This is a genomic window from Segatella copri, assembly GCF_019249765.2.
Classification (GTDB): Bacteria; Bacteroidota; Bacteroidia; order Bacteroidales; family Bacteroidaceae; genus Prevotella; species Prevotella copri_K.
This window is the reverse complement of the sequence record NZ_CP152485.1, coordinates 107260-128219: the sequence shown is the minus strand read 5'-3', so window position 1 is coordinate 128219 and position 20960 is coordinate 107260. Positions and strand designations below refer to the sequence as shown.

The following is a 20960-nucleotide window of genomic DNA, read 5'->3' as shown; positions in this document are numbered from 1 at the left end:
TTAGTCTGAACTAAAGTTCATTACTTACAGTTTTGCTTGTGTCAATATGTCAAAGATCTTCTTGCCTTAAAAGGCATGGTGGAGATTGTGGAGTTGAACCATTTTGCTTGAGCCATCCCTATATATTATATAACGTATAAGGAATCCCAGTCTCCTGTATTTGATTAAACAGATGGTGCGTACAAGAAGAGAAGCGAACTTTAATCAGTCACTATCTCAACAAATATAGAAGTAAGCAAGAATGAGAACTCAACATTCAACATTCTCTCAATATTCGTCTCTCCAGAAAGGAGGTGTTCCAGCCGCACCTTCCGGTACGGCTACCTTGTTACGACTTAGCCCCAATTACCAGTTTCGCCCTAGGCCGCTCCTTACGGTCACGGACTTTAGGCGCCCCCGGCTTTCATGGCTTGACGGGCGGTGTGTACAAGGCCCGGGAACGTATTCACCGCGCCATGGCTGATGCGCGATTACTAGCGAATCCAGCTTCGTGGGGTCGGGTTGCAGACCCCAGTCCGAACTGAGACAGGCTTTAAGGATTAGATGCGCTTTGCAGAACACCATCTCTCTGTACCTGCCATTGTAACACGTGTGTAGCCCCGGACGTAAGGGCCGTGCTGATTTGACGTCATCCCCACCTTCCTCACACCTTACGGTGGCAGTGTCCCCAGAGTGCCCAGCTTAACCTGATGGCAACTAAGGAGAGGGGTTGCGCTCGTTATGGCACTTAAGCCGACACCTCACGGCACGAGCTGACGACAACCATGCAGCACCTTCACAGAGGCCCCGAAGGGCGTCATTGTCTCCAAATCCTTCCTCTGCAATTCAAGCCCGGGTAAGGTTCCTCGCGTATCATCGAATTAAACCACATGTTCCTCCGCTTGTGCGGGCCCCCGTCAATTCCTTTGAGTTTCACCGTTGCCGGCGTACTCCCCAGGTGGGATGCTTAATGCTTTCGCTTGGCCGCTGACCTATTCAGACCAACAGCGGGCATCCATCGTTTACCGTGCGGACTACCAGGGTATCTAATCCTGTTCGATACCCGCACTTTCGAGCTTCAGCGTCAGTTGCGCTCCAGTGAGCTGCCTTCGCAATCGGAGTTCTTCGTGATATCTAAGCATTTCACCGCTACACCACGAATTCCGCCCACTTTGTGCGTACTCAAGGAAACCAGTTCGCGCTGCAGTGCAGACGTTGAGCGTCTACATTTCACAACACGCTTAATCTCCGGCCTACGCTCCCTTTAAACCCAATAAATCCGGATAACGCCCGGACCTTCCGTATTACCGCGGCTGCTGGCACGGAATTAGCCGGTCCTTATTCATAAGGTACATGCAAAAAGTCTCACGAGACTCACTTTATTCCCTTATAAAAGCAGTTTACAACCCATAGGGCCGTCATCCTGCACGCTACTTGGCTGGTTCAGACTCTCGTCCATTGACCAATATTCCTCACTGCTGCCTCCCGTAGGAGTTTGGACCGTGTCTCAGTTCCAATGTGGGGGACCTTCCTCTCAGAACCCCTACTGATCGTCGCCTTGGTGGGCCGTTACCCCGCCAACAAGCTAATCAGACGCATCCCCATCCATCACCGATAAATCTTTAATCTCTTTCAGATGTCTTCTAGAGACGTCATTGGGTATTAGTCTTACTTTCGCAAGGTTATCCCCAAGTGATGGGCAGGTTGGATACGCGTTACTCACCCGTGCGCCGGTCGACGCCCATCAAAAGCAAGCTTTCGATGTCGTTTCCCCTCGACTTGCATGTGTTAAGCCTGTAGCTAGCGTTCATCCTGAGCCAGGATCAAACTCTCCATTGTAAAGTATCCTCTACATTTTTGTCACGACTCGGAAATAAAAGCAAGCTTTCATTTCTCTCGCTGCTCCAAAAATTGTAAAATATCATTTTTACCTAGCCTTGCGGCTTGGTTTGTTTGTTGTCTGTACTTAGGACGAATATCCTTTTCGTTTATTGAAGCTTAGTAAACCTGACTTGTCAATTGCTTGACGGTTCGTTTCTTTTACCCAGTCAACTTTCTTATTTCTAAGAAGTTAACCGCTTCTTGTACTACTTGTCTGTTTATGTAAAATCTTTCAAAGAACTCTTTCTTCGTAAGTTAGGCTGCGCTCAACAATTGAAATAAATTTCATTGTATTCGACTTGCACTAACTTTCTTTAATCGCTAAGAGAAACCGTATTTCTCAAAAGCGAGTGCAAAAGTACTAACTATTTTCGAAACAGCCAAATCTTTTCGCAAAAAAGTTGCTTTTTTAGCAAGTATTTAACATTTATAAATATTTTAGCATGGCGATTTATTGTGTATACATTATTATATATATGCACGAAAGCGCACGCATGTATATGCGCTAGTGCGCGCACATGATTAAATTATGGTATAACTCAAATCATGCTTAGTTTTAGGCAAAAATAGAAACAGAAAGATGAATTTTCCTCCGATATTTTTTGTCTATTCACATATTTATATTACTTTTGCAGCAGAATTATATAAGAAGCATTAAAACAAGAACAAGCATCATGAAAAGATTTACGTTTATCATTTCTTTCATTATGCTCACCTTCATGCCGCTCATGGCACAGGTGAAGCAGACCGTTGCCGTTCTCGGTGACTCGTATTCCACTTTCGAGGGGTTCATTCCTAAGGGTTATGCCACCTGGTACTCACCTACTACTCCACCAGAAACTACAGATGTAAACAAGGTTGAGCAAACTTGGTGGTGGCAAGTTATCAAGGAAGGAGGCTATAAAATGGGAAATATCAATTCCTATTCAGGTGCTACCATCTGCAACACTGGCTATCGTGACGAAGATTATACCGACCGTTCTTTCATCACCCGAAGTTCTCTTCTTGGCAATCCGGATATCATCCTGATTTGCGGTGCTACGAATGACAACTGGGCTGATGCCCCGCTCGGCAACTATCAGTATAGCGACTGGAAGCGCGCAGATTTGTATTGTTTCCGCCCAGCCATGGCCAAGCTGCTTTCAGATATACGACAGCATTATCCTAATGTAGAGGTATATTTCATCTTAAACTCTGAACTCAAGGATGTAATCAATGAGTCGGTAAAAAAGATCTGCAACAAATATCAGGTTCCTGTCATTGCTCTTCATGATATTGACAAGAAAAACGGTCACCCTACTATCAAGGGAATGAAAAGTATTGCTGACCAGGTTCTGAAGGTTATAAAAAAGTAAAGAAATAATAAGTTTTAAATAGATAAATGATAGATTCAATACAAAACATTTTAGTTCAGGTTAGCGATTTCCTTTGGTCGTATATCATCATCACCGTCTTGATATGCTGTGCCCTGTTTTTCACTTGGCGTACCCGTTTCGTCCAGTTCCGCCTTATCAGAGAGATGATCAGGCTGCTGATTCATCCCGACAAGGTACAACCGGAAGAGATAGGACACGAAGAACTGTCGATGGAGGTGAAAGTGGATGGAGAAATGAAACACATTTCTTCCTTCCAGGCTTTTGTGGTAGCATTGGCTAGCCGTATTGGCACCGGTAACCTTGCCGGTGTGGCTACTGCTATCAGCATCGGTGGTCCGGGAGCTGTATTCTGGATGTGGATGCTGGCTTTACTGGGCTCTGCATCCGCTTTCATAGAATCAACTCTCGCCCAACTTTACAAGCGGAAAGGCAAAACATCTTTCTATGGCGGACCGGCCTATTATATGAAGTATGGTTTGGGAAAAGGATGGATGGGTATTCTTTTTGCCGTGCTGATGATCATTACCTTCGGCTTTGCCTATAATTCTGTGCAGAGCAATACTATCTGTCTGGCATGGCAGAAGGCTTTTGGCATAGAACCTGCCACCATGGGAATTGCCCTCACTGTGCTCACCCTGCTCATCATCTTCGGTGGCATCCATAGAGTGGCTAAGTTCTCTTCTACCGTGGTTCCTGTGATGGCTGTCATTTATCTTCTGATAGCTGTAGGTGTTGTTGTTTGGAATATCACCAGTCTGCCAAAGGTTCTGCTTACCATTGTTGAGAATGCTTTCGGATTCAATCAGGCAGCTGGCGGAGTTCTTGGCGTTACTGTGATACAGGGTATCAAGCGAGGTCTGTTCAGTAATGAGGCAGGTGAAGGTAGTGCACCGAATGCTGCTGCGGTAGCTACAGTCAGTCATCCTGTAAAACAGGGATTGATACAGGCTTTGGGCGTTTTTACAGATACGCTGGTAGTATGTTCCTGCACCGCTTTCATCATCCTGGTGAGCGGTGTGGATCTTACGGCTTCAAATGGTATTCAACTCACCCAGGATGCCCTGACCCACGAAATCGGAAACATCGGCAATCCGTTTGTTGCGGTAATGATATGGCTGTTTGCCTTTAGCAGCATCATCGGCAATTATTATTATGGAGAAACCAACGTGAGATATATCAGGGACTCCAAGCTGGGTGTATTTGTCTATCGTCTTGCTGTAGCAGCAATGGTGATGGTCGGAGCGGTAGTATCTCTGGATTTTGCATGGAGTTTTGCAGATATCACGATGGCTCTTCTCACCCTCTGCAATCTCGCAGCCATCGTCCTGCTTTCCCGCCAGGCCGTCTTCCTGTTGAAAGACTATCGCCAACAGAAGAAGGAAGGCAAGAATCCTGTATTCACCAAGGATAAGATGCCAGAGATTGCAGATAAACTGGAGGCATGGTAAATAACAATGATGGATTTTCATTTCGCGAAAATCTATCCTTCATACAATTCATCAACAAAATTCCCCGATACGAATCCTGCAGGAATACTGAGGATTCATATCGGGGAATATTTTTATGCACTAAACTATTTTATTTCTTATAGTAATCGTATAAGAAAGCATCAAGATAAGCACCACGCATGTTGGTCTTATAGAAATTGCCATCCTTATCTAGGATGAGACAGGCTGGAATACCATTGATGCCATACTCGCCCATCACCATACCGCCAAAACCTTCAGGATTGCGAACCTGTGTCCAGGTCATTCCTTCCTTGGCCATTGCCTTTTTCCAGTCGGCATCTCTCTCATCTACGGAAATACTGATGATGTTGAAATCCTTGTATTTCTCGTGTACCTTCTTGAGATGTGGAATCTCCTGACGGCATGGACGACACCAGGAAGCCCAGAACTCCAACATGGTGTATTCACCCTTCTTGATAAGTGAAGAAAGCTTCACCTGCTTGCCTTCAGGTGTGACAACGGTACCATCGATATAATGGTTGCCGATAGCTGTATGCTTTGCCATCTCTGCCTGCATCTGCAGCATCGGATATTGTGCAGAAGAACTCCAGTCGTTCTTCAACCAGCCCATCATCTCGTCAATCTGCTGAGAGGTATATGGGGTTGGTAAAGAAGAGAAACTCTCGATAAGCAAGTCGAAGGCTACCAGAGATGTGGTATGCTGCTGAATAAACAGACTGGTCTGATGGCGCATTTCCTCCTGCAACTTGATGGCTTCCTTGGCAAGGGATACACGCTGTGCCAAATCGGTAGTCTGGTTGATACTATCATCCATCTTGTGCATCTTGTCCTGAATAGGTGACATCAGTTCAAGATAAGCCTGATAAATATCCTGAGTGGTAGAACCCTTTACAACAGGCTCTATCATACTCATATCACGCTCTGCAGGAAAACCGGTAAGATCTACATCGTAGGTCATCAGCTTATTCTCTACATAGACTCTTGCTGAGAATATTTTCTGATAGTCAGGCTCAGCTGTACCAGGCTTGTTCATATCAATAACCATCTGATACTGCTCAGGCTGGTTAACTCCCCCCTTGAGGGTGAACTCACCATTCTTGATTGTAACGCTATCCAGATTGGTAACACCTTCCAATCCATACTTCTGCAACATGACAGAACAGCCGTCCACGTTACCTTTAACCTTACCTTTCATCACAAAATTCTGCGCACTGGCAGCCATTGCAAGTACAAGACCAGCAAGTGTCATCATGCAAGTTTTCATTTTCATCTTATTCATTTTTTCTCGATATTATTTATTATATAATGTTTATTGATTCACATATTCCGGATTCTGAACCAGAAGATTATTGGCTCCCATAGATGCCTTTGGTATAGGAAGAAGATATCGGCGGAAGCTAGGAAGTTCTGCTTTCTCATCTTCTGTCCAACTCTCGAAACCACCCTGACGGTTATAACGGCAAAGATCGAACCATTCTTCCAGATTTTCGTTACTCATATCACACAACTTATGCTTGAGAATTTCACCCAGAAGATCACTGTCGGCAATAGCGTTCACATCGTCCTCAGTATATCCAGCACGTTCGATGACTATAGCCAAGAGCGTACGAGCCTTAGCATACTGACCCAGACGAGCCTCTGCTTCGGCAGCGATATAATAGACTTCGGCAAGGCGCATGAAGTAATAAGAGTCAGCATAGAACATTTCAGGAGTCAACTTGTTATATTTTCCAATACCGTTCATGGCATCTCCCTTATAGGCCCATGTATATAGCGCATCGTATGAAGCTACATCTTCATCACCTGGAGGGAATGGGAAATCGCCACCATCACCACCAGGAATAACTACGCCTCCATCACCGCCTGGGATGACTACTCCACCATCGCCGCCTGGAATAACAATACCACCATCGCCAGAAGCACTTCCATCTGAAGAACCATCAGGATCAGGAACAACAACATCCCCACCATCTCCCGGGTTTGGAATAACAATATCTCCACCTGTTTCATCATCTGGAACTAAATCATCTGCCACCTTCTTGAGGAGTGAACCTGGAGAAAACATATACCAGTTTGAGTCCATCAACTCACTTGGATTGGCTGTATAAGGAGCAAAGAGCATCTCCTGAGAATTAAACTGTTCGTCGAAGATCTTGGCATAATCACTTTCCAAAGCATAACCAGCTGCTTCTGCCTCACCGATCACTTCCTCTGCCAGTCTTGCAGCTTCAGCATAATTATCCTGAGCCATATACATTTTGGCTTTCAAAGCCTTGGCGAAAACGGAACTCATGTGATAATGATCTGCCGGATGCTGTTCACAATGGGCGATGGCATAGTCGAGATCATCAGATATCAACTTGTAAGTTTCAGCCACAGTAGAACGCTTGCGTGGTTGGTTGTCTCTTACCAGTTCGTCCTGGAAGATGCAGACTCCGTATTGGGAATCCTGCTTCCAATATTCTCCGAAGCACTTCAGGAGAGTAAGGTAAGCCAAGGCACGCTGGCAACGAGCCTCTGCAATCATCTCTGTACGTTTCTCCTCGCTCAGTCCTGGTATATTCTTGTTGATATGTACCAGGAAGGTATTGGCCGTATTAATCACATTGTAGTAGGCGGTATAAGCCGACTCCACATTACTGTTATTGGTCTCGATATTCTCGGCAGCAAACTCTTCCGCCCCCATCACCATCGCCTGAGTCTGTGTATGAGCCATAGACGACATTCCATAGCGCAGGTAAGATACACCCGTGCTGCGCCATGAGGCATAGACACCATTGAGCGCCGTCTGTGCAGTTGAGACATCAGTGATATAATTGTCATCAGTAACCACATGTTCTGGTTCGATGCCGTCGAGGCTACCTATCAGGTCACACGATGTAAGAGTTAGTGCTGTGGCTGAAAGGAGCGTAAGAAATTGAAATCTTATATGTTTCATAATCTACAGTCTTTGTATGAGTTAGAATTGTAATTTCAGACCGATAGAGAAAGAACGGCTCATTGGATAAACGTCCTTGTTCTCTGTTGTCTTTAAAAAGGCATTTGTTGCCGACATGTCTGGATCCAAACCTGGCCAGTTAGTAATGGTAAACAGGTTGGTGGCTGTGAAGAACACAGATGCTCCGCTGATGTGCAGGCGCTCCAGAAGAGATGGCTCGAAATTATAGGAGAGCGTGATATTTCTCAAACGGAAGTATGAGTTGGAATATACATAGCGGTCGTTGGTATTTGTATTGTCCATGCTTGCAGGCAACCATACCAGCTGAGCATACTTGGCATCCGTGCGATCCGGTGTCCAGGTGTTGCCGTACATTTCTCTCAGAATACTCTGACCCAGACTACCGGCTGCAGATTCCTGCATAGTACTGTAGTATGCATGACCTCCAAACTGATACTGGAAGAGCATTGACAGGGTGAGGTTCTTATATGATAAGGTATGCGACCAACCTCCGAACACCTTTGGCTCAGGATTGGCGATAGCCGTACGGTCCGCTTCGGTAATATAGCCGGTGCCATCTGTATCCACAAACATATAGTCGCCTACGTGAGCACCATCCTGATAGAAATCATATCCGTTTGCCTGTGCCTGAGAATTCAGTTCATCAATCTGTTTCTGACTCTGGAAAATACCAGCCACCTTGTAACCCTTCACGGTTCCCATCGCATGACCTTCCATGTAGAGATCCTGGTGCATCATGTCGAGTGTAGAACCATTGAGCTTGGTTATCTTATTCTTGTTGGATGAGATACTGAGCATCGTATTGTAGGTGAAATCCTTGGTACGAACCACATCTCCTCCGATAGAGAACTCGAAACCATTATTGGTCAGGTCGAGAATATTGCTGTAGAATGTACCGATACCAAACTCCAAGGCGATAGGAGCTGGAGCCAAGGCGCCATCTGTCTTACGGTGATAGATATCAAAGCTACCGTTCAGTCTGCCATTGAAGAACGAGAAGTCAACACCGGCATTGTACTCTGTAGTCATCTCCCACTTGATATCCTTGTTAGGATAAGTAGTGGCTAAGGTAATAGCACTCTGTCCACCATAGATATTGGAGTTGAAATACTGGATATAAGAGAAGTCGGATACATTGGTAGAACCTGTCTTACCCCAACTCAAACGGAACTTCAGATCATCAATATCTCTTACAGATTCCAGGAAAGGCTCTTGATTGATGCGCCAGGCCAGAGAAACTGCAGGGAAAGTACCGCGCTTGTTACCCGGTCCAAATTTTGATGACTCATCGGAACGAAGACTGAAATCAAGCAGATAACGTGAGAGGAAATCATAGCTCAAACGGCCATAGAGGGAATTGAGTCCACTCTTGGAATAAGTCTCCATAGGCTTGTTGACGGTAGTTGCAGAACTGGCATTGTTGAGCACATCGTCATTAGGGAATCCGCTGTAAGCCTGGTCGTGTTCCTTGCTCCAGTATCTGTCAGCACTATAACCAGCCATCACGTCGAAGCGATGGTCGTCAGTAATCTTGAATTTATAGTCAGCACGGAAGTTGATAGACGTATTCGTGTTGCGATAGTTAGCCTCTGCGAGCGTAGAAGTTGGTTCTGTCTCATACTGTTCCGGCAAGGAAACTTTCGGAGAGAAATAGCTATTGCTGAAGATGAAACGGGATATGTTGGCATCAGCATGGAGGGTAAGACCTTCAATAGGCTTGATGTCAATATAGGCATTTCCGGAGAACTGGTCGTTCTCATACTGGGTCTTTCTCTGGAGTTTTCCCACCGGACTTGCATCCATATAGCTACTTGTATATTCGCCAAACTTATCTACTCGATTCAGGTTACCGTCTGCATCGCGTACGGTCAGGTCTGGGCGAGTCTTCCATGAGTCGTTGTCATAACCCAATGCAGGATCGTTGCTTCCGCTCTTGCGAGAAGAGTAGGTATAGTCGAGCACACCACCCACGGTGATATACTTATTGATTTCAGAATCCAAAGAGAGTCTCGCACCATATCTCTCCATACGGTCATTGATGAGCAGACCTTCCTGGTTCATACCGTTGAAGGAGAATGAATAGTTGGTCCTGTTGCTGCCACCTCTGATGGCTACATTATACTGGTGAGTAGGCGCATTCTTGTTGATCACCTCCTTAGCCCAGTTGGTATTCGCAGAACCGAAAAGGCTCTCGTTGAGTCCATTATATGTATAGACACCCGTCTCGGCATTATATCCGATGTTACCAAATTGGCTCAGATAGTCGGCTACGCCATACATATTCACCATCGAACTGCCGTCGTTCATGCTATTTACAGTATTACGCAGAATCTCGTCCTGCACATTCTTGTATTCAGAAATGTTCAATGGCTTATAGTTTTTGATAGGATTACTGAACGAGAATGTGTAGCCGAAATCTACCTTGGTCTTCTCATTGCGCTTTCCGTTCTTGGTCTTGACAATAACGACACCATTGGCTCCACGTGATCCATAGATCGCAGTAGCTGCGGCATCTTTCAGCACATCGATACTCTCAATATCGTTTGGTGAGATATTGATGAGCGGGTTGATGCCGGTATCCTCCATAAAGGTAGGAACGCCATCAATGACATAAAGAGGCTGGTTGTTGTTACCCTTACCCGATTTAGGATAAGGAGATGTAATACCGCGGATGTTTAACTTGAGAGAAGAACCAGGCTCACCATTTGCGGTAGTAGCCAATACGCCCTTTACAGTACCCTGAAGAAGACCATCGAGGGTTGGTGTGGTAGCAGCCAACTTGCTTATCTGTTCCTGACTCACGGTAGAAATAGCGGTAGTTACATTCCTACGGCTCTTGCTGCCGTAACCGATGACAACGAGATCATCCAGCGCAACATGATCCAACTCCAGCATCATGTTTTGCTCTTTTACGCCACGAAATTCAATACTCTTCGATTTGTAACCAATGCTGGAAAATACAATTTTAGGATGCGCCATAGATGGAAATTCCAGTATGTAGTTACCATCAGCATCAGTGATAACACCATAGCTTGTGCCTTCGATCTGCACCGTGACACCTACCAGAGGATTTCCCTCGGAATCAATCACTCTTCCTTTTACAAAGGTATGACCTTTTTCTTGCACATTTTCAATACCAGCCGCAAAACTAGTTTGAAATGGGGGGGCAGCCTGCACAAAGCTGGCTGAAGTTGCTGCCAAGAAAAGCAACAAGCTTTTTTTCTTCTTCATAATAACTGAATGTTAGTTAAACTTCATGTTCATGGCACAAAAGTATAAAAAATATCTAAAACTATAGCATAATGTTATACAATTAACTTATTTTTTACACATATTCTTGTACTTTCTCCTATTTTCCTTACATTTTCCCGGTTTTTAAGTCTTTTTCTCTAAAAAAATGCTATCAGTAAGCGTTCAAATCAAACAAAGTGTATTCTGTTCTCCGTAATACATTATTTAAAGAGGATCCCATAGCTTTTGTGTTATGGAACCCTCCCCTACTCTACTTAGAGTATCATTTCTTCATATTCCAGTCCGAAGACATCCGCTACGGCCTTGAATACCACCTTTCCATTTACGATATTCAAACCCCTATACAGGGCTTTATCCTCCTTGCAGGCCTTTCGCCAACCCTTATCAGCAAGCGCCAATGCATATTTCAGCGTAGCATTGGTCAAGGCAGTAGTAGAGGTATTCGGCACAGCACCAGGAATATTAGCTACTGCATAATGAACGATTCCATCGACCATATATGTCGGATCAGAATGTGTGGTTGGATGCGATGTCTCGAAACAGCCACCCTGATCGATTGCTACATCAACAAGTACAGTTCCTGGCTCCATCAATTTCAACATATCTTTCGTGATAAGATGCGGCGCCTTATCACCTGGTACGAGCACACTACCCACAACGATATCCACATCTGTCAATTCTCTACGAATATTATGCTCGTTAGAATAGAGCGTGTGTACATTGATAGGCAGCTCCATCTCTAACTGACGAAGACGAGGCAAACTGATATCTGTAATCCATACATCAGCTCCCATTCCTGCAGCCATTCTTGCTGCAGCTTCTCCTACGGTTCCGCCGCCCAATACCAAAACCTTGACGCGGTTCACACCAGGTACACCACTCATCAGTTTCCCTTTTCCTCCCTTTGTCTTCTGCAGATAAAAAGCACCATTAATAATGGCCATCCTTCCAGCTACTTCACTCATCGGAATGAGTAAAGGCAAATGGTGGTTATCTGTCTCCACAGTCTCATAAGCCAGACAGACAGCACCACTCTTGATCATGGCATCGGTAAGTTCCTTGTCACAGGCAAAATGAAAATAAGTGAATACAAGCTGGTCTTGATGGATAAGTGGATATTCCTCAGCGATAGGCTCTTTCACCTTTACTATCATTTCCGCCTCACGATATACACTCTGAATGTCGGGTAAGATTATGGCTCCTACCTTTTCATACGCTTCATCAGCAAATCCGCTGTTCTCTCCAGCCGTATGCTGAACCATCACTTCGTGACCATGTCGAATGAATTCTGCTACTCCTGCTGGTGTCATTCCAACACGGTTCTCATTATTCTTAATCTCTTTTGGAATACCAATTTTCATGATGTTATAGTTTTAAAGGTTCGACATCAGTTTAACTCTGTAAAGATACTGAAAATTTCAATAGGTTGTATGCACTTAGAGGAAAAATTAACATATCTTATACAAACTATTCCTGTTGAATATACGTATTTTAGTTTATTAGACAATTAGACTAAACTAATATTCTAACTTTATACATTATAGATATTCTACAAAAAGGATAATCAAAATGCTGAATTATAAAGCGTTAACATGTTAAGTTTGTAATATACATGTTTATCTCACCAATCATTAGTTTATTATAATTGCTGGCAGTTAGTATATTTGTTTAAATGTAGTTTTGTATTTTCGTTTATTATAATATACGTCTTTAAGTATATTAGTTTATCGGTTTTTAGGTTTATATGGTTATACATAAATAAGTTTATTCGTATTTCAGTATAATCATTTATTAGTATAATAGTCTTTACAAATATATGTTTAATAGAATATTCATATATAAGTTTAATTAATTTGTCCGTCTATTAGGATATCCATATTTTCGTTTAGTAGCATATTCGAAGTGATGCTTATTCTTCATGAAGATTGTTAGAAAAGTATAAAAAAAAGGATATTTACAAAGAAATAAGAAGATAAATTCTTTTATATCAACTATTTTGGCTATTTTTGCAACCAATATTAGAACAAAAGAACATTAGATAATCCAGAAATAAGACTTTTAGTCTTTCAGAACGAAAGAATATAAGTCAATCCGTTTATTCTAATTGCCAGCAATTCTAATATATGTAAATTGTATTAAACAATAACGTGAAATAAGGAAAAAAGAAATATGAAACATGAACTACAGGAAATTGTTGCAGTAGTGAACAACAAGGGTGGAGTAGGCAAGACGGCTACTGTGCAGTCTCTGGCTTCTGGCATAGTCCGGTTGAATCACAATCTCAGGGTTCTGGTAATAGACTTAGACCCACAATGCAACCTCTCTTCGCTTTTCGGAGTGAGAGATAACGAAAATGATAACATATACAACGCCATGTGCAAACAGAGCGGTGTGCCAGTCTACAAATGTAAAAATGGGGTATATGCAGTTCCAGGATCTGCTCAGATGGAAAATATAGAACAACACCTTCCAGGAGGCCCTTCACTGAGAGAACAGATGAAGAGCTACACGGTATTACTGGGATGCTTGCAGGACAACGATTGCCATGACATGACAGGAGAAGGACTGAAAAACGTATTTGATGATTTCGACTACATTTTCATAGACTGTCCTCCAGCACTTTCCAAGAACACTTATAATGCTTTGGTTGCTGCGAGCAAGATTTTGATTCCAGTACAGATGGAAGCATTATCTGTCAAGGGAGTAAGTGAAGTACTCAGCGTAATGGATGAAGTGAAAGAGTTCCACATGAACGATAATTTGGAATTACTTGGACTCCTGCCAGTTATGGTAGATGAACGAACCAAGATTACCAAGCAGTTGAGCAAACTTTTAGGCGAAAAACATGGCGACTTAATTCTGCCTTGCCGTATCCGACGCTCTGTAAAGTTCCTGGAAGCTCAGGCACACGGACAAAGCATATTCGAATATGCACCTTACTCAAGTACAGGTATCGATTACGAAATTGCTATCAAGCGCATGTTCAACATCAAAATCTAATCTTGGTAGGGTAGGTTGAAACATGTATTAATAAAACAAAAGAAGATAAACTTATAAAATATAAGAATTATGGCTGTAGCAAAAAGAAATTTAGAAGAAATTGGTGAGTCTCTTGAAAATATGGGTATGAACGACCGCCCAAGTTTATTAAACACAGAAATGGCAAAAAGCGAAGAGGATAAAAATATATCTAAAGGTGGTCGCAAGAGAAAAAGTTACTGGACTGCAGAGGAAAGACGCACTAGAACGAGTGTGGCTACATATCTTAACAAGGAAGAACTCCTTCTCCTGAAGATGAAATGCCTCTCAGATGATATCCCACAGGAAAACCTGCTCTATAATATCCTGATGGATTACTTGAAAAAGTAAGCAAACAAAAAGTAGTTATTAAAAGGGTGAAAACCACAAAACTGTTTACCTAAAAAAGCGCTAAGCTTAAAAATAAGGTATAAGTTCCTACAAAAACCACATTTTTGTTTACCAAAAGAATGATAATTATAGATTATTCTTTATAATAAATTATATATCTCTTATTTATTACAGAGAGCATAATAGCTTGATTAATAATGGGTTATGTTTGAAATGGTAAATAGAAAAGTGGTTTTAGGTAAATAGGAATATGGTTTATGGTAAATAGCTTGGTGGTTTCGGGTAAATATTTATGTGGTTTTAAGTAAATAAAAAAGTGGTTTTAGGTAAACAACTTTGTGGTTTATGGTAAACAGAAATGTGGTTTTTATATGAGTGAACCAAAAGGAAACAAGAATCTGGTGTGGATTAACACACCTTTTTCGCTGACAAAATTGGATAAGCAATATACATTATTGCAACAAAACATATTGATGGTTGCAAGTACCCATCTGCAGAAGTATGTTGAAGAGTATTTTACCGAGAAGAGAGTGCTTGGAGATGCACGCTCCGACTATCTTTTCGAGAAAGGAATAGAGCATGCTGTTATGGAGATTCCGCCCATCAAAATAGACATCAAGGATTTTCAGGTATCAACGGAGTTTCATAATTATAAGAATCTGCGTGATACGCTGAAGAACGATATCCTCAACCTATCGGTGCGTGTAAAGACGGATAGCAAGACAGAGAAGATACAGCACGTATTTTCAAACATCGAGATTCCGACAACGCAGAAAGGCTATACAAAGAGCGATGGTGAGAAAGTAGAACGCATCAAGGGTGAAGTAATACTTGAGATAGATCCAAAACTCACTATGAGCCTTTTTGACATGCGTCAGGGATATATTCACCATATCTCCATGATTGCTAAATATTCCAAGAAGGTGAATACACCTCGACTCTATATATATCTGCTTCGTCAGATGGGACTAGACAAGAGCTTGGATGTTAAGGTTGAGTTTTTGCCGATGAAACAGTATTTGGGGCTGGTAGAACTTGATGAACATGGCAATATTCTGCTTGACGACAAGGGGGAGCCTGTGATGAATAAATATCCTAAATTCTCACAATTCAGAAAACAGGTACTCGATGTGGTAAGGGAAGATCTCAACAGAATGGCTAGTCGCAGTGAGACAGATATCGTATTTGATGAATTTTCTGAAGAAGACTTTATTTATCGGAACGGAAAGCATAAGGGAGATCCTGAATATGTTATCTTCCATATCAAGCGGACGGATGTAGGTATCAATCATATCGGAGATAAAGATGCAGATATTGCTCGTCGTCTGAATGAAAAAATAAACCGTAATAGGGGAAAGAAAACATCTGATGATGCCACGCAGCAGGGAGATCTTTTTGCGCATGTATATCAGAATCCTGACAAGAAGATAGAAGTAGACACGACTCAAGGTTTTGAGCAATGGAATCAGTTTATTTCGATGGTACAGGATACCAGTCAGCAAGCCCTGTTGGGCAGATGCAAATTCATAGGAATCAAGAATGACAGATTCTGTATTGCTGCTAGTGATGATGATTTTGCTGCTTTGAAAACATCGGGTCTTGAAAGGCTGGCACAAGAATTTTTTGACTGTGTCGGTTCATTCATGCCTGTATTCTATAGAGGCTAAGCAGAACAAGAAAGCAGAAGAGGAAGTAGGGGAGTACCGTACTTCCTCTTTTTGATATGTAAAACCACATTTCTGTTTACCTACTTTTAAGAATGGCTTATCATCATAACCACAAAACTGTTTACCTGAAATGTCATGTATATAATTCATTCCATTTTGAGGTTATATTAATTATTTACCAAATCCCGTGTTATAATTTGATATGTAATAAGTTATATCATTTTTATATCAGTCTTTTATTCTTAGGTAAACAGTTTTGTGGTTTCTGGTAAACAAAATAGTGGTTTCAGGTAAACAGTTTTGTGGTTTTTATCTTGATAAGATACTATTTTTTATCTTATTCTATTTGAAATCAGGCACCTGAACACAATTTGAGTATATGTATAACTATCAGTATATTAGTATGTTATGTGAAACGCCTAAAGGAGTTGTCTAGACATTTTGATTCTTTCTTTAGTAGCAACTGAATAAGAATTTAAAAACCACAAAACTGTTTACCTGGCAGAACGTTCATCGATTTTTCTCATAAACCACATTTCTGTTTACCTGTTTTTCTCATGAATTTAACTAGGTAAAAACCACATTTCTATTTACCTAAAGAGGAGCAACTGCTTTTTACTAGGATAGGTAAACAGTTTTGTGGTTTCTGGTAAACAAAATAGTGGTTTCAGGTAAACAGTTATGTGGTTTAGGTAAATAGAATAGTGGTTTAGGTAAACAAAAATGTGGTTTGTGCTACAAAATGCAGTGATTTTTGGTAAACAACTTTGTGGTTTATGCGTAGTTTTGTGGTTTTAGGTAAACAGTTTTGTGGTTTTCTCCTTATAGAGAATCAAATTCATAATTGTCTAATTGTAGAATTGACTAATTGACGGAAAAACTATAAGTAAGTTTCTTTTTAGGTTATTATTTTGTCATTGAACTGCTTTCAAGTAAGTTCTCACCGCATTCACAAGTTCTATGATGGTTATACCAGTCATGGCCCAACGTGAAACCAGAGCCATCAACTTTTGAGGTCAGGAATGAACTGTTTGCGCCTGATGGAAACTCTTGCAAACTTTCAAGAAAAAATAGTGCCAAGAAAGCCCAAGGGTCTTTTAGCCTTTAGATTTTCTTGGCACAAAATTTAGCCTTAATCTGTTTCCTTATGTTTATGTAAACGGCTAATTATCTTGTAGCCTCTTCCGTATCTTTTGCCTTTTATTCCAATCAGTCCACCATTATAATAATTCAGAACTTCATTTTTATGGAGTCTTGATAGGGTGGTGTTGAAACAATTTATCTTGAGAGTAGGATAGAGTTGCATAGTCTTATCAATAAGACTCTCTTTGGTTTGCGGGAGGGACTCCTCTGTTAAGACTTTTACCATCGTAGATGCCAAAGAAGGTTTGGAATTATCTTTCAGGATAGTCTTTTCTTTTTTCTTTTCCTTCTTCTCCTTCTTTTTATGGTTATCTACAGTTGGAGTGACAGTCTTTTTCTCTTCCTTCTTTGCCTGTTTGGCAAAAGATTCCGCATTGATGTCAAGCTTCAGTCCCAGAATTTCCGAAATGATGTTCTTGAGGACATAGATGAACAACTCGCTGTCTTTACTCTTGAGTGAGGTCTCTTGTTTCCAGTAGCGACTCTTGAAAGCAAGTTGGGTCAACTCTTCAATCTCTTGTTCAGAAATATCTTCTTTGTTAGCGAGACGTGCATTGGCCACATTGAGGAATGAAGCAAAGGAGAAGGTGGAGAATTGACTTGGAATTACGTATGTGAAAATATGATTGTTTTCTCCCTTTGCTGAAGGATGTTTGAGATTAATCATACTCATCCCTTTTACCAGAGCAATTAAAAAAGCCATGCTGGCGTATGAGAGATTTGTATTTTCAACCTCACAGATTCCTTTATAGTCAAGGTTCTTATCCGAGATAAAGTTCATGGTAAAAATACCATAGTTAGTCCATTCTGTAGAATGGAGCAACTGCTGGAGTGTGGGATCTTCTGGTGCACCCAAGCCTCTGTTAACGCTATCTATATAGCGACGCATTGTTTCTACTTCTTCCCATTGGAGAAGTGCATCATCTCCCGGCTCATGGTTTCTGATGCAGCCGATGGTTCCCAGTCTGATAACATCAGCAGAAGTTGAAGTTCGCAGGTGATTTGCGAGCTTGGCAAATAAATTAGGCATCCAGTCGAAATCATCAACCGGTGAATCTATATAATCTTCCTGATAGTGATTGTTATCAGTAAAATCTAAATCTTGATACATGCTATATTTTGTAAAAAATTGAATTCAAATCTTTCATTTGCAAAGGTAAGAAAAAATATTCTATTCTCCAAATTTTTGGCTAACTATTTGAACATCAGAGTATATTTTATGGTTTTGTTTGCTGAAAAATCACAAAAAATGGTCTTACTTGTAAAAAAAGACAGACTTTTTAATAGTTTACAGCTCAAAAGGTGAGAAAGAATCTGTATTTTTTCTTGTATGATTAAAATGTTTTTTGTAACTTCGCAGCATGATTTAACGTGAATAATAATACTTATATATATAATTAAGGTGAAAGCATTTACATATATCCAGCAAGGAAAGTTTGGCTTCACAGAAAAAGTGAAGCCTACGATAATAGATGAGCATGATGCCATCGTAAGAGTAACGCTGAGCAGTATCTGCACCAGTGATCTTCATATCAAGCATGGTTCTGTGCCTCGTGCAGTACCGGGGATTACTGTTGGCCACGAAATGGTAGGCATTGTAGAGGAAGTAGGGGAGAGGGTTTCCCATGTGAAGCCGGGAGACAGAGTAACCGTGAATGTAGAGACCTTCTGTGGAGAATGCTTCTATTGCAAGCATGGATACGTGAACAATTGTACTTCTCCACATGGCGGATGGGCTCTGGGATGCAGAATCGATGGCGGGCAGACGGAATATGTGAGGGTTCCTTATGCTACAACCGGCTTGAACAAGATTCCTGATTCGGTAAGCGATGAGCAGGCGCTCTTCGTTGGCGACATCCTTGCTACTGGATTCTGGGCTACGAGAATATCTGAAATTACAGAAGAGGATACTGTCTTGATTATCGGTGCTGGCCCTACGGGTGTCTGCTGTTTGCTTTGCACCCTGCTCAAGAATCCGAGAAACATCATCGTCTGTGAAAAATCAAAGGATAGGCGAGGGTTCATCCAGAAGCATTATCCGCAGGTGATGGTTGTTGAACCGGAGGATTGTGAGGCATTTGTCAAACAACATAGTCTGCATGGGGGAGCTGATGTGGTGATGGAGGTTGCAGGTGGACCTGATACCTTCCAGCTTGCCTGGAAGTGTGCCCGTCCTAATGCCATCGTCACTGTCGTAGCCATGTATGACAAGCCGCAGATGCTTCCGCTTCCTGATATGTATGGCAAGAACCTCATCTTCAAGACGGGAGGTGTGGATGGATGCGACTGTGGGGAAATCCTTGATTTGATAGCCCAGGGAAAGATAGATACCACTCCTCTGATTACCCATCGTTTCCCGCTTTCAAGAATAGAAGAGGCATACGATGTCTTTGAGAACCGCAAGGATGGAGTCATCAAGGTGGCGATATTTCCGGGATAAACAAGAGAGGGTGGGTCATGGAGTTATGACCCACCCTCTCTTGTTAAAATGCAATGTTCTGTAAATATTAAGCTTTACTGTCAGGAATGGCAGAAGCAACACCTTGGTGCATCATACGCGATTTTTCCTTAGCCAAGACTTGCATGTCTACAGCCACATCGTCTTCATCCACGATTTCTACGCCAGTCATCGTTTCGATTACGTCTTCCATGGAAACCACTCCTCTCAGACATCCGTATTCATCTACGATGATAGAGATGTGTTCTCGTTTTTCCAACATCTTTTCCCATATCTGGTATAGAGATTCATCCTCGTTGAAGGAAAGAATCGGACGCATCAGTTCGGATAATCTGGTTTGGAACTCATCGTCTGAAACCAATTTGAGAACCATATCTTTCAATACGTATCCCACAATGATATCTTTATTGTTGTCATAAACGGGAATGCGTGAGAAATTCCATTCTTTCTGTTCGTAAAACTCCTTGGTCGTCAGATTCATGTTGGCTGATTCTACTACGATGGATGGAGTCATCACCTCCTTGGCCTTTACTCCTGCCAGGCGAATGCAGCTTTTGATGATCTTGCTTTCCGATTCGCGGAAGATGCCTTCTGTAGTACCTACGTCTACCATGGCCGATACCTCTTCGCGACTCACGGAAGCTTGGTGGTTCTTCGGAGTAAATACCTTAGTGATAAGTTCCGAAAGCAGTACCAAAGGATAGGTGATAAAGATGAGCACACGGATGATCTTGGTAGATGTCATGGCAAGAGAGCGCCAATATGAAGCTCCGATGGTTTTCGGGATGATTTCTGAAAGTACCAGAATCAACAGAGTGAGAATGGCGGAAATGATACCGAAGTATTCTTCGCCAAAGAGTTTCATAGACTCGGCTCCTACACCGGCAGAACCGATGGTGTGGGCGATGGTATTGAGCGAAAGGATGGCACCCACCGGACGGTCTACGTTATTCTTATACTGTTTCATCAGTGAGGCAGTCTTGTTGCCTTGATTCTCCTTCATCGAGATAAACGACATCGGAGTAGAAAGTAATACCGCCTCCAGGACGGAGCACAAAAAGGATAGTGACAGAGCACCTAAAAAATATAAAATGATTAAACCCATGTAATTTTAAATTCGTTAATAATATGTTATCTCAAGCAAGATAGATATTATTTCCGAAGACTACAGTTGAGGATGTAATGGGGAACATTACATCTATGTTTATCCAATATAAGTGCATTTATATGTATCATCACAATATGTTTCAATTTTCTGCAAAAATACTGAATAAAAAATGAATCTAATATGTTTTTGTTGAAAATTAAATTGTTTTAATATGATTTTGGCAAATTTGTGTAGAAGTATAAAAAAATCTAATTTTAACAATAATATAATGTATAATTCATCAAGTATTTATGAATATT

General features: G+C 41.9%; 12 protein-coding genes and 1 rRNA gene. 6 read left to right on the top strand and 7 right to left on the bottom strand.

Annotated elements, in window-relative coordinates; translation table 11 throughout:
- Positions 1-286: 286 nt before the first annotated feature.
- Positions 287-1818, bottom strand: a 16S ribosomal RNA gene (locus KUA46_RS16795).
- 716 nt (positions 1819-2534) lie between these two features.
- Between KUA46_RS16795 and KUA46_RS16790 the strand changes: the two genes are divergently transcribed.
- A complete protein-coding gene (locus KUA46_RS16790) occupies positions 2535-3215 on the top strand; it encodes an SGNH/GDSL hydrolase family protein (RefSeq protein ID WP_218487412.1) in 681 nt (226 codons plus the stop codon).
- A 26-nt stretch (positions 3216-3241) separates the two neighbouring features.
- Positions 3242-4684: an alanine/glycine:cation symporter family protein gene (locus tag KUA46_RS16785; RefSeq protein ID WP_153084151.1), complete on the top strand. Its 1443-nt coding sequence runs from the start codon at positions 3242-3244 to the stop codon at positions 4682-4684.
- Positions 4685-4814: 130 nt separating this feature from the next.
- Here KUA46_RS16785 and KUA46_RS16780 read toward each other — a convergent pair whose 3' ends face one another.
- The 4 genes from KUA46_RS16780 to ald all read right to left on the bottom strand — a co-directional run bounded on the left by KUA46_RS16780 (position 4815) and on the right by ald (position 12277).
- Complete coding sequence (locus KUA46_RS16780) at positions 4815-5984, bottom strand: thioredoxin-like domain-containing protein (protein WP_218487413.1); 1170 nt, start codon at positions 5982-5984, stop codon at positions 4815-4817.
- A 30-nt stretch (positions 5985-6014) separates the two neighbouring features.
- On the bottom strand, positions 6015-7643 hold the full coding sequence (locus tag KUA46_RS16775; RefSeq protein ID WP_217327188.1) for a RagB/SusD family nutrient uptake outer membrane protein: 1629 nt from the start codon (positions 7641-7643) through the stop codon (positions 6015-6017).
- Positions 7644-7664: 21 nt separating this feature from the next.
- Positions 7665-10895 carry a SusC/RagA family TonB-linked outer membrane protein gene (locus KUA46_RS16770; RefSeq protein ID WP_217327189.1) on the bottom strand — a complete coding sequence of 1077 codons (3231 nt, stop codon included), beginning with the start codon at positions 10893-10895 and terminating at the stop codon, positions 7665-7667.
- 275 nt (positions 10896-11170) lie between these two features.
- On the bottom strand, positions 11171-12277 hold the full coding sequence (gene ald / locus KUA46_RS16765) for an alanine dehydrogenase (RefSeq protein WP_217746386.1): 1107 nt from the start codon (positions 12275-12277) through the stop codon (positions 11171-11173).
- Positions 12278-13085: 808 nt separating this feature from the next.
- Here ald and KUA46_RS16760 point away from each other — a divergent pair.
- The 3 genes from KUA46_RS16760 to KUA46_RS16750 all read left to right on the top strand — a co-directional run bounded on the left by KUA46_RS16760 (position 13086) and on the right by KUA46_RS16750 (position 15952).
- Entirely contained in the window at positions 13086-13916 is an 831-nt protein-coding gene (locus KUA46_RS16760) for a ParA family protein (protein WP_118066514.1), read from the top strand.
- Positions 13917-13985: 69 nt separating this feature from the next.
- A complete protein-coding gene (locus KUA46_RS16755) occupies positions 13986-14285 on the top strand; it encodes a hypothetical protein (RefSeq protein ID WP_006848167.1) in 300 nt (99 codons plus the stop codon).
- A gap of 371 nt (positions 14286-14656) precedes the next feature.
- The gene (locus tag KUA46_RS16750) at positions 14657-15952 is read left to right on the top strand and encodes a RepB family plasmid replication initiator protein (RefSeq protein WP_117695614.1); all 1296 of its coding nucleotides are present in this window, start codon (positions 14657-14659) and stop codon (positions 15950-15952) included.
- Positions 15953-17084: 1132 nt separating this feature from the next.
- Here KUA46_RS16750 and KUA46_RS16745 read toward each other — a convergent pair.
- Positions 17085-18206 carry a hypothetical protein gene (locus KUA46_RS16745; protein WP_218487414.1) on the bottom strand — a complete coding sequence of 374 codons (1122 nt, stop codon included), beginning with the start codon at positions 18204-18206 and terminating at the stop codon, positions 17085-17087.
- 291 nt (positions 18207-18497) lie between these two features.
- Between KUA46_RS16745 and KUA46_RS16740 the strand changes: the two genes are divergently transcribed.
- On the top strand, positions 18498-19535 hold the full coding sequence (locus KUA46_RS16740) for an alcohol dehydrogenase (RefSeq protein WP_218487415.1): 1038 nt from the start codon (positions 18498-18500) through the stop codon (positions 19533-19535).
- 67 nt (positions 19536-19602) lie between these two features.
- Here the strand turns inward: KUA46_RS16740 and KUA46_RS16735 are convergent, their stop codons facing one another.
- Complete coding sequence (locus tag KUA46_RS16735) at positions 19603-20658, bottom strand: CNNM domain-containing protein (protein WP_218487416.1); 1056 nt, start codon at positions 20656-20658, stop codon at positions 19603-19605.
- Positions 20659-20960: the final 302 nt, after the last annotated feature.

Bases quoted from the DNA above. Each gene is read 5' to 3' on its own strand.
- KUA46_RS16790 (WP_218487412.1), top strand. From the start codon at position 2,535: ATGAAAAGATTTACGTTTATCATTTCTTTCATTATGCTCACCTTCATG.
- KUA46_RS16785 (WP_153084151.1), top strand. From the start codon at position 3,242: ATGATAGATTCAATACAAAACATTTTAGTTCAGGTTAGCGATTTCCTT.
- KUA46_RS16780 (WP_218487413.1), bottom strand. From the start codon at position 5,984: ATGAATAAGATGAAAATGAAAACTTGCATGATGACACTTGCTGGTCTT.
- KUA46_RS16775 (WP_217327188.1), bottom strand. From the start codon at position 7,643: ATGAAACATATAAGATTTCAATTTCTTACGCTCCTTTCAGCCACAGCA.
- KUA46_RS16770 (WP_217327189.1), bottom strand. From the start codon at position 10,895: ATGAAGAAGAAAAAAAGCTTGTTGCTTTTCTTGGCAGCAACTTCAGCC.
- ald (WP_217746386.1), bottom strand. From the start codon at position 12,277: ATGAAAATTGGTATTCCAAAAGAGATTAAGAATAATGAGAACCGTGTT.
- KUA46_RS16760 (WP_118066514.1), top strand. From the start codon at position 13,086: ATGAAACATGAACTACAGGAAATTGTTGCAGTAGTGAACAACAAGGGT.
- KUA46_RS16755 (WP_006848167.1), top strand. From the start codon at position 13,986: ATGGCTGTAGCAAAAAGAAATTTAGAAGAAATTGGTGAGTCTCTTGAA.
- KUA46_RS16750 (WP_117695614.1), top strand. From the start codon at position 14,657: ATGAGTGAACCAAAAGGAAACAAGAATCTGGTGTGGATTAACACACCT.
- KUA46_RS16745 (WP_218487414.1), bottom strand. From the start codon at position 18,206: ATGTATCAAGATTTAGATTTTACTGATAACAATCACTATCAGGAAGAT.
- KUA46_RS16735 (WP_218487416.1), bottom strand. From the start codon at position 20,658: ATGGGTTTAATCATTTTATATTTTTTAGGTGCTCTGTCACTATCCTTT.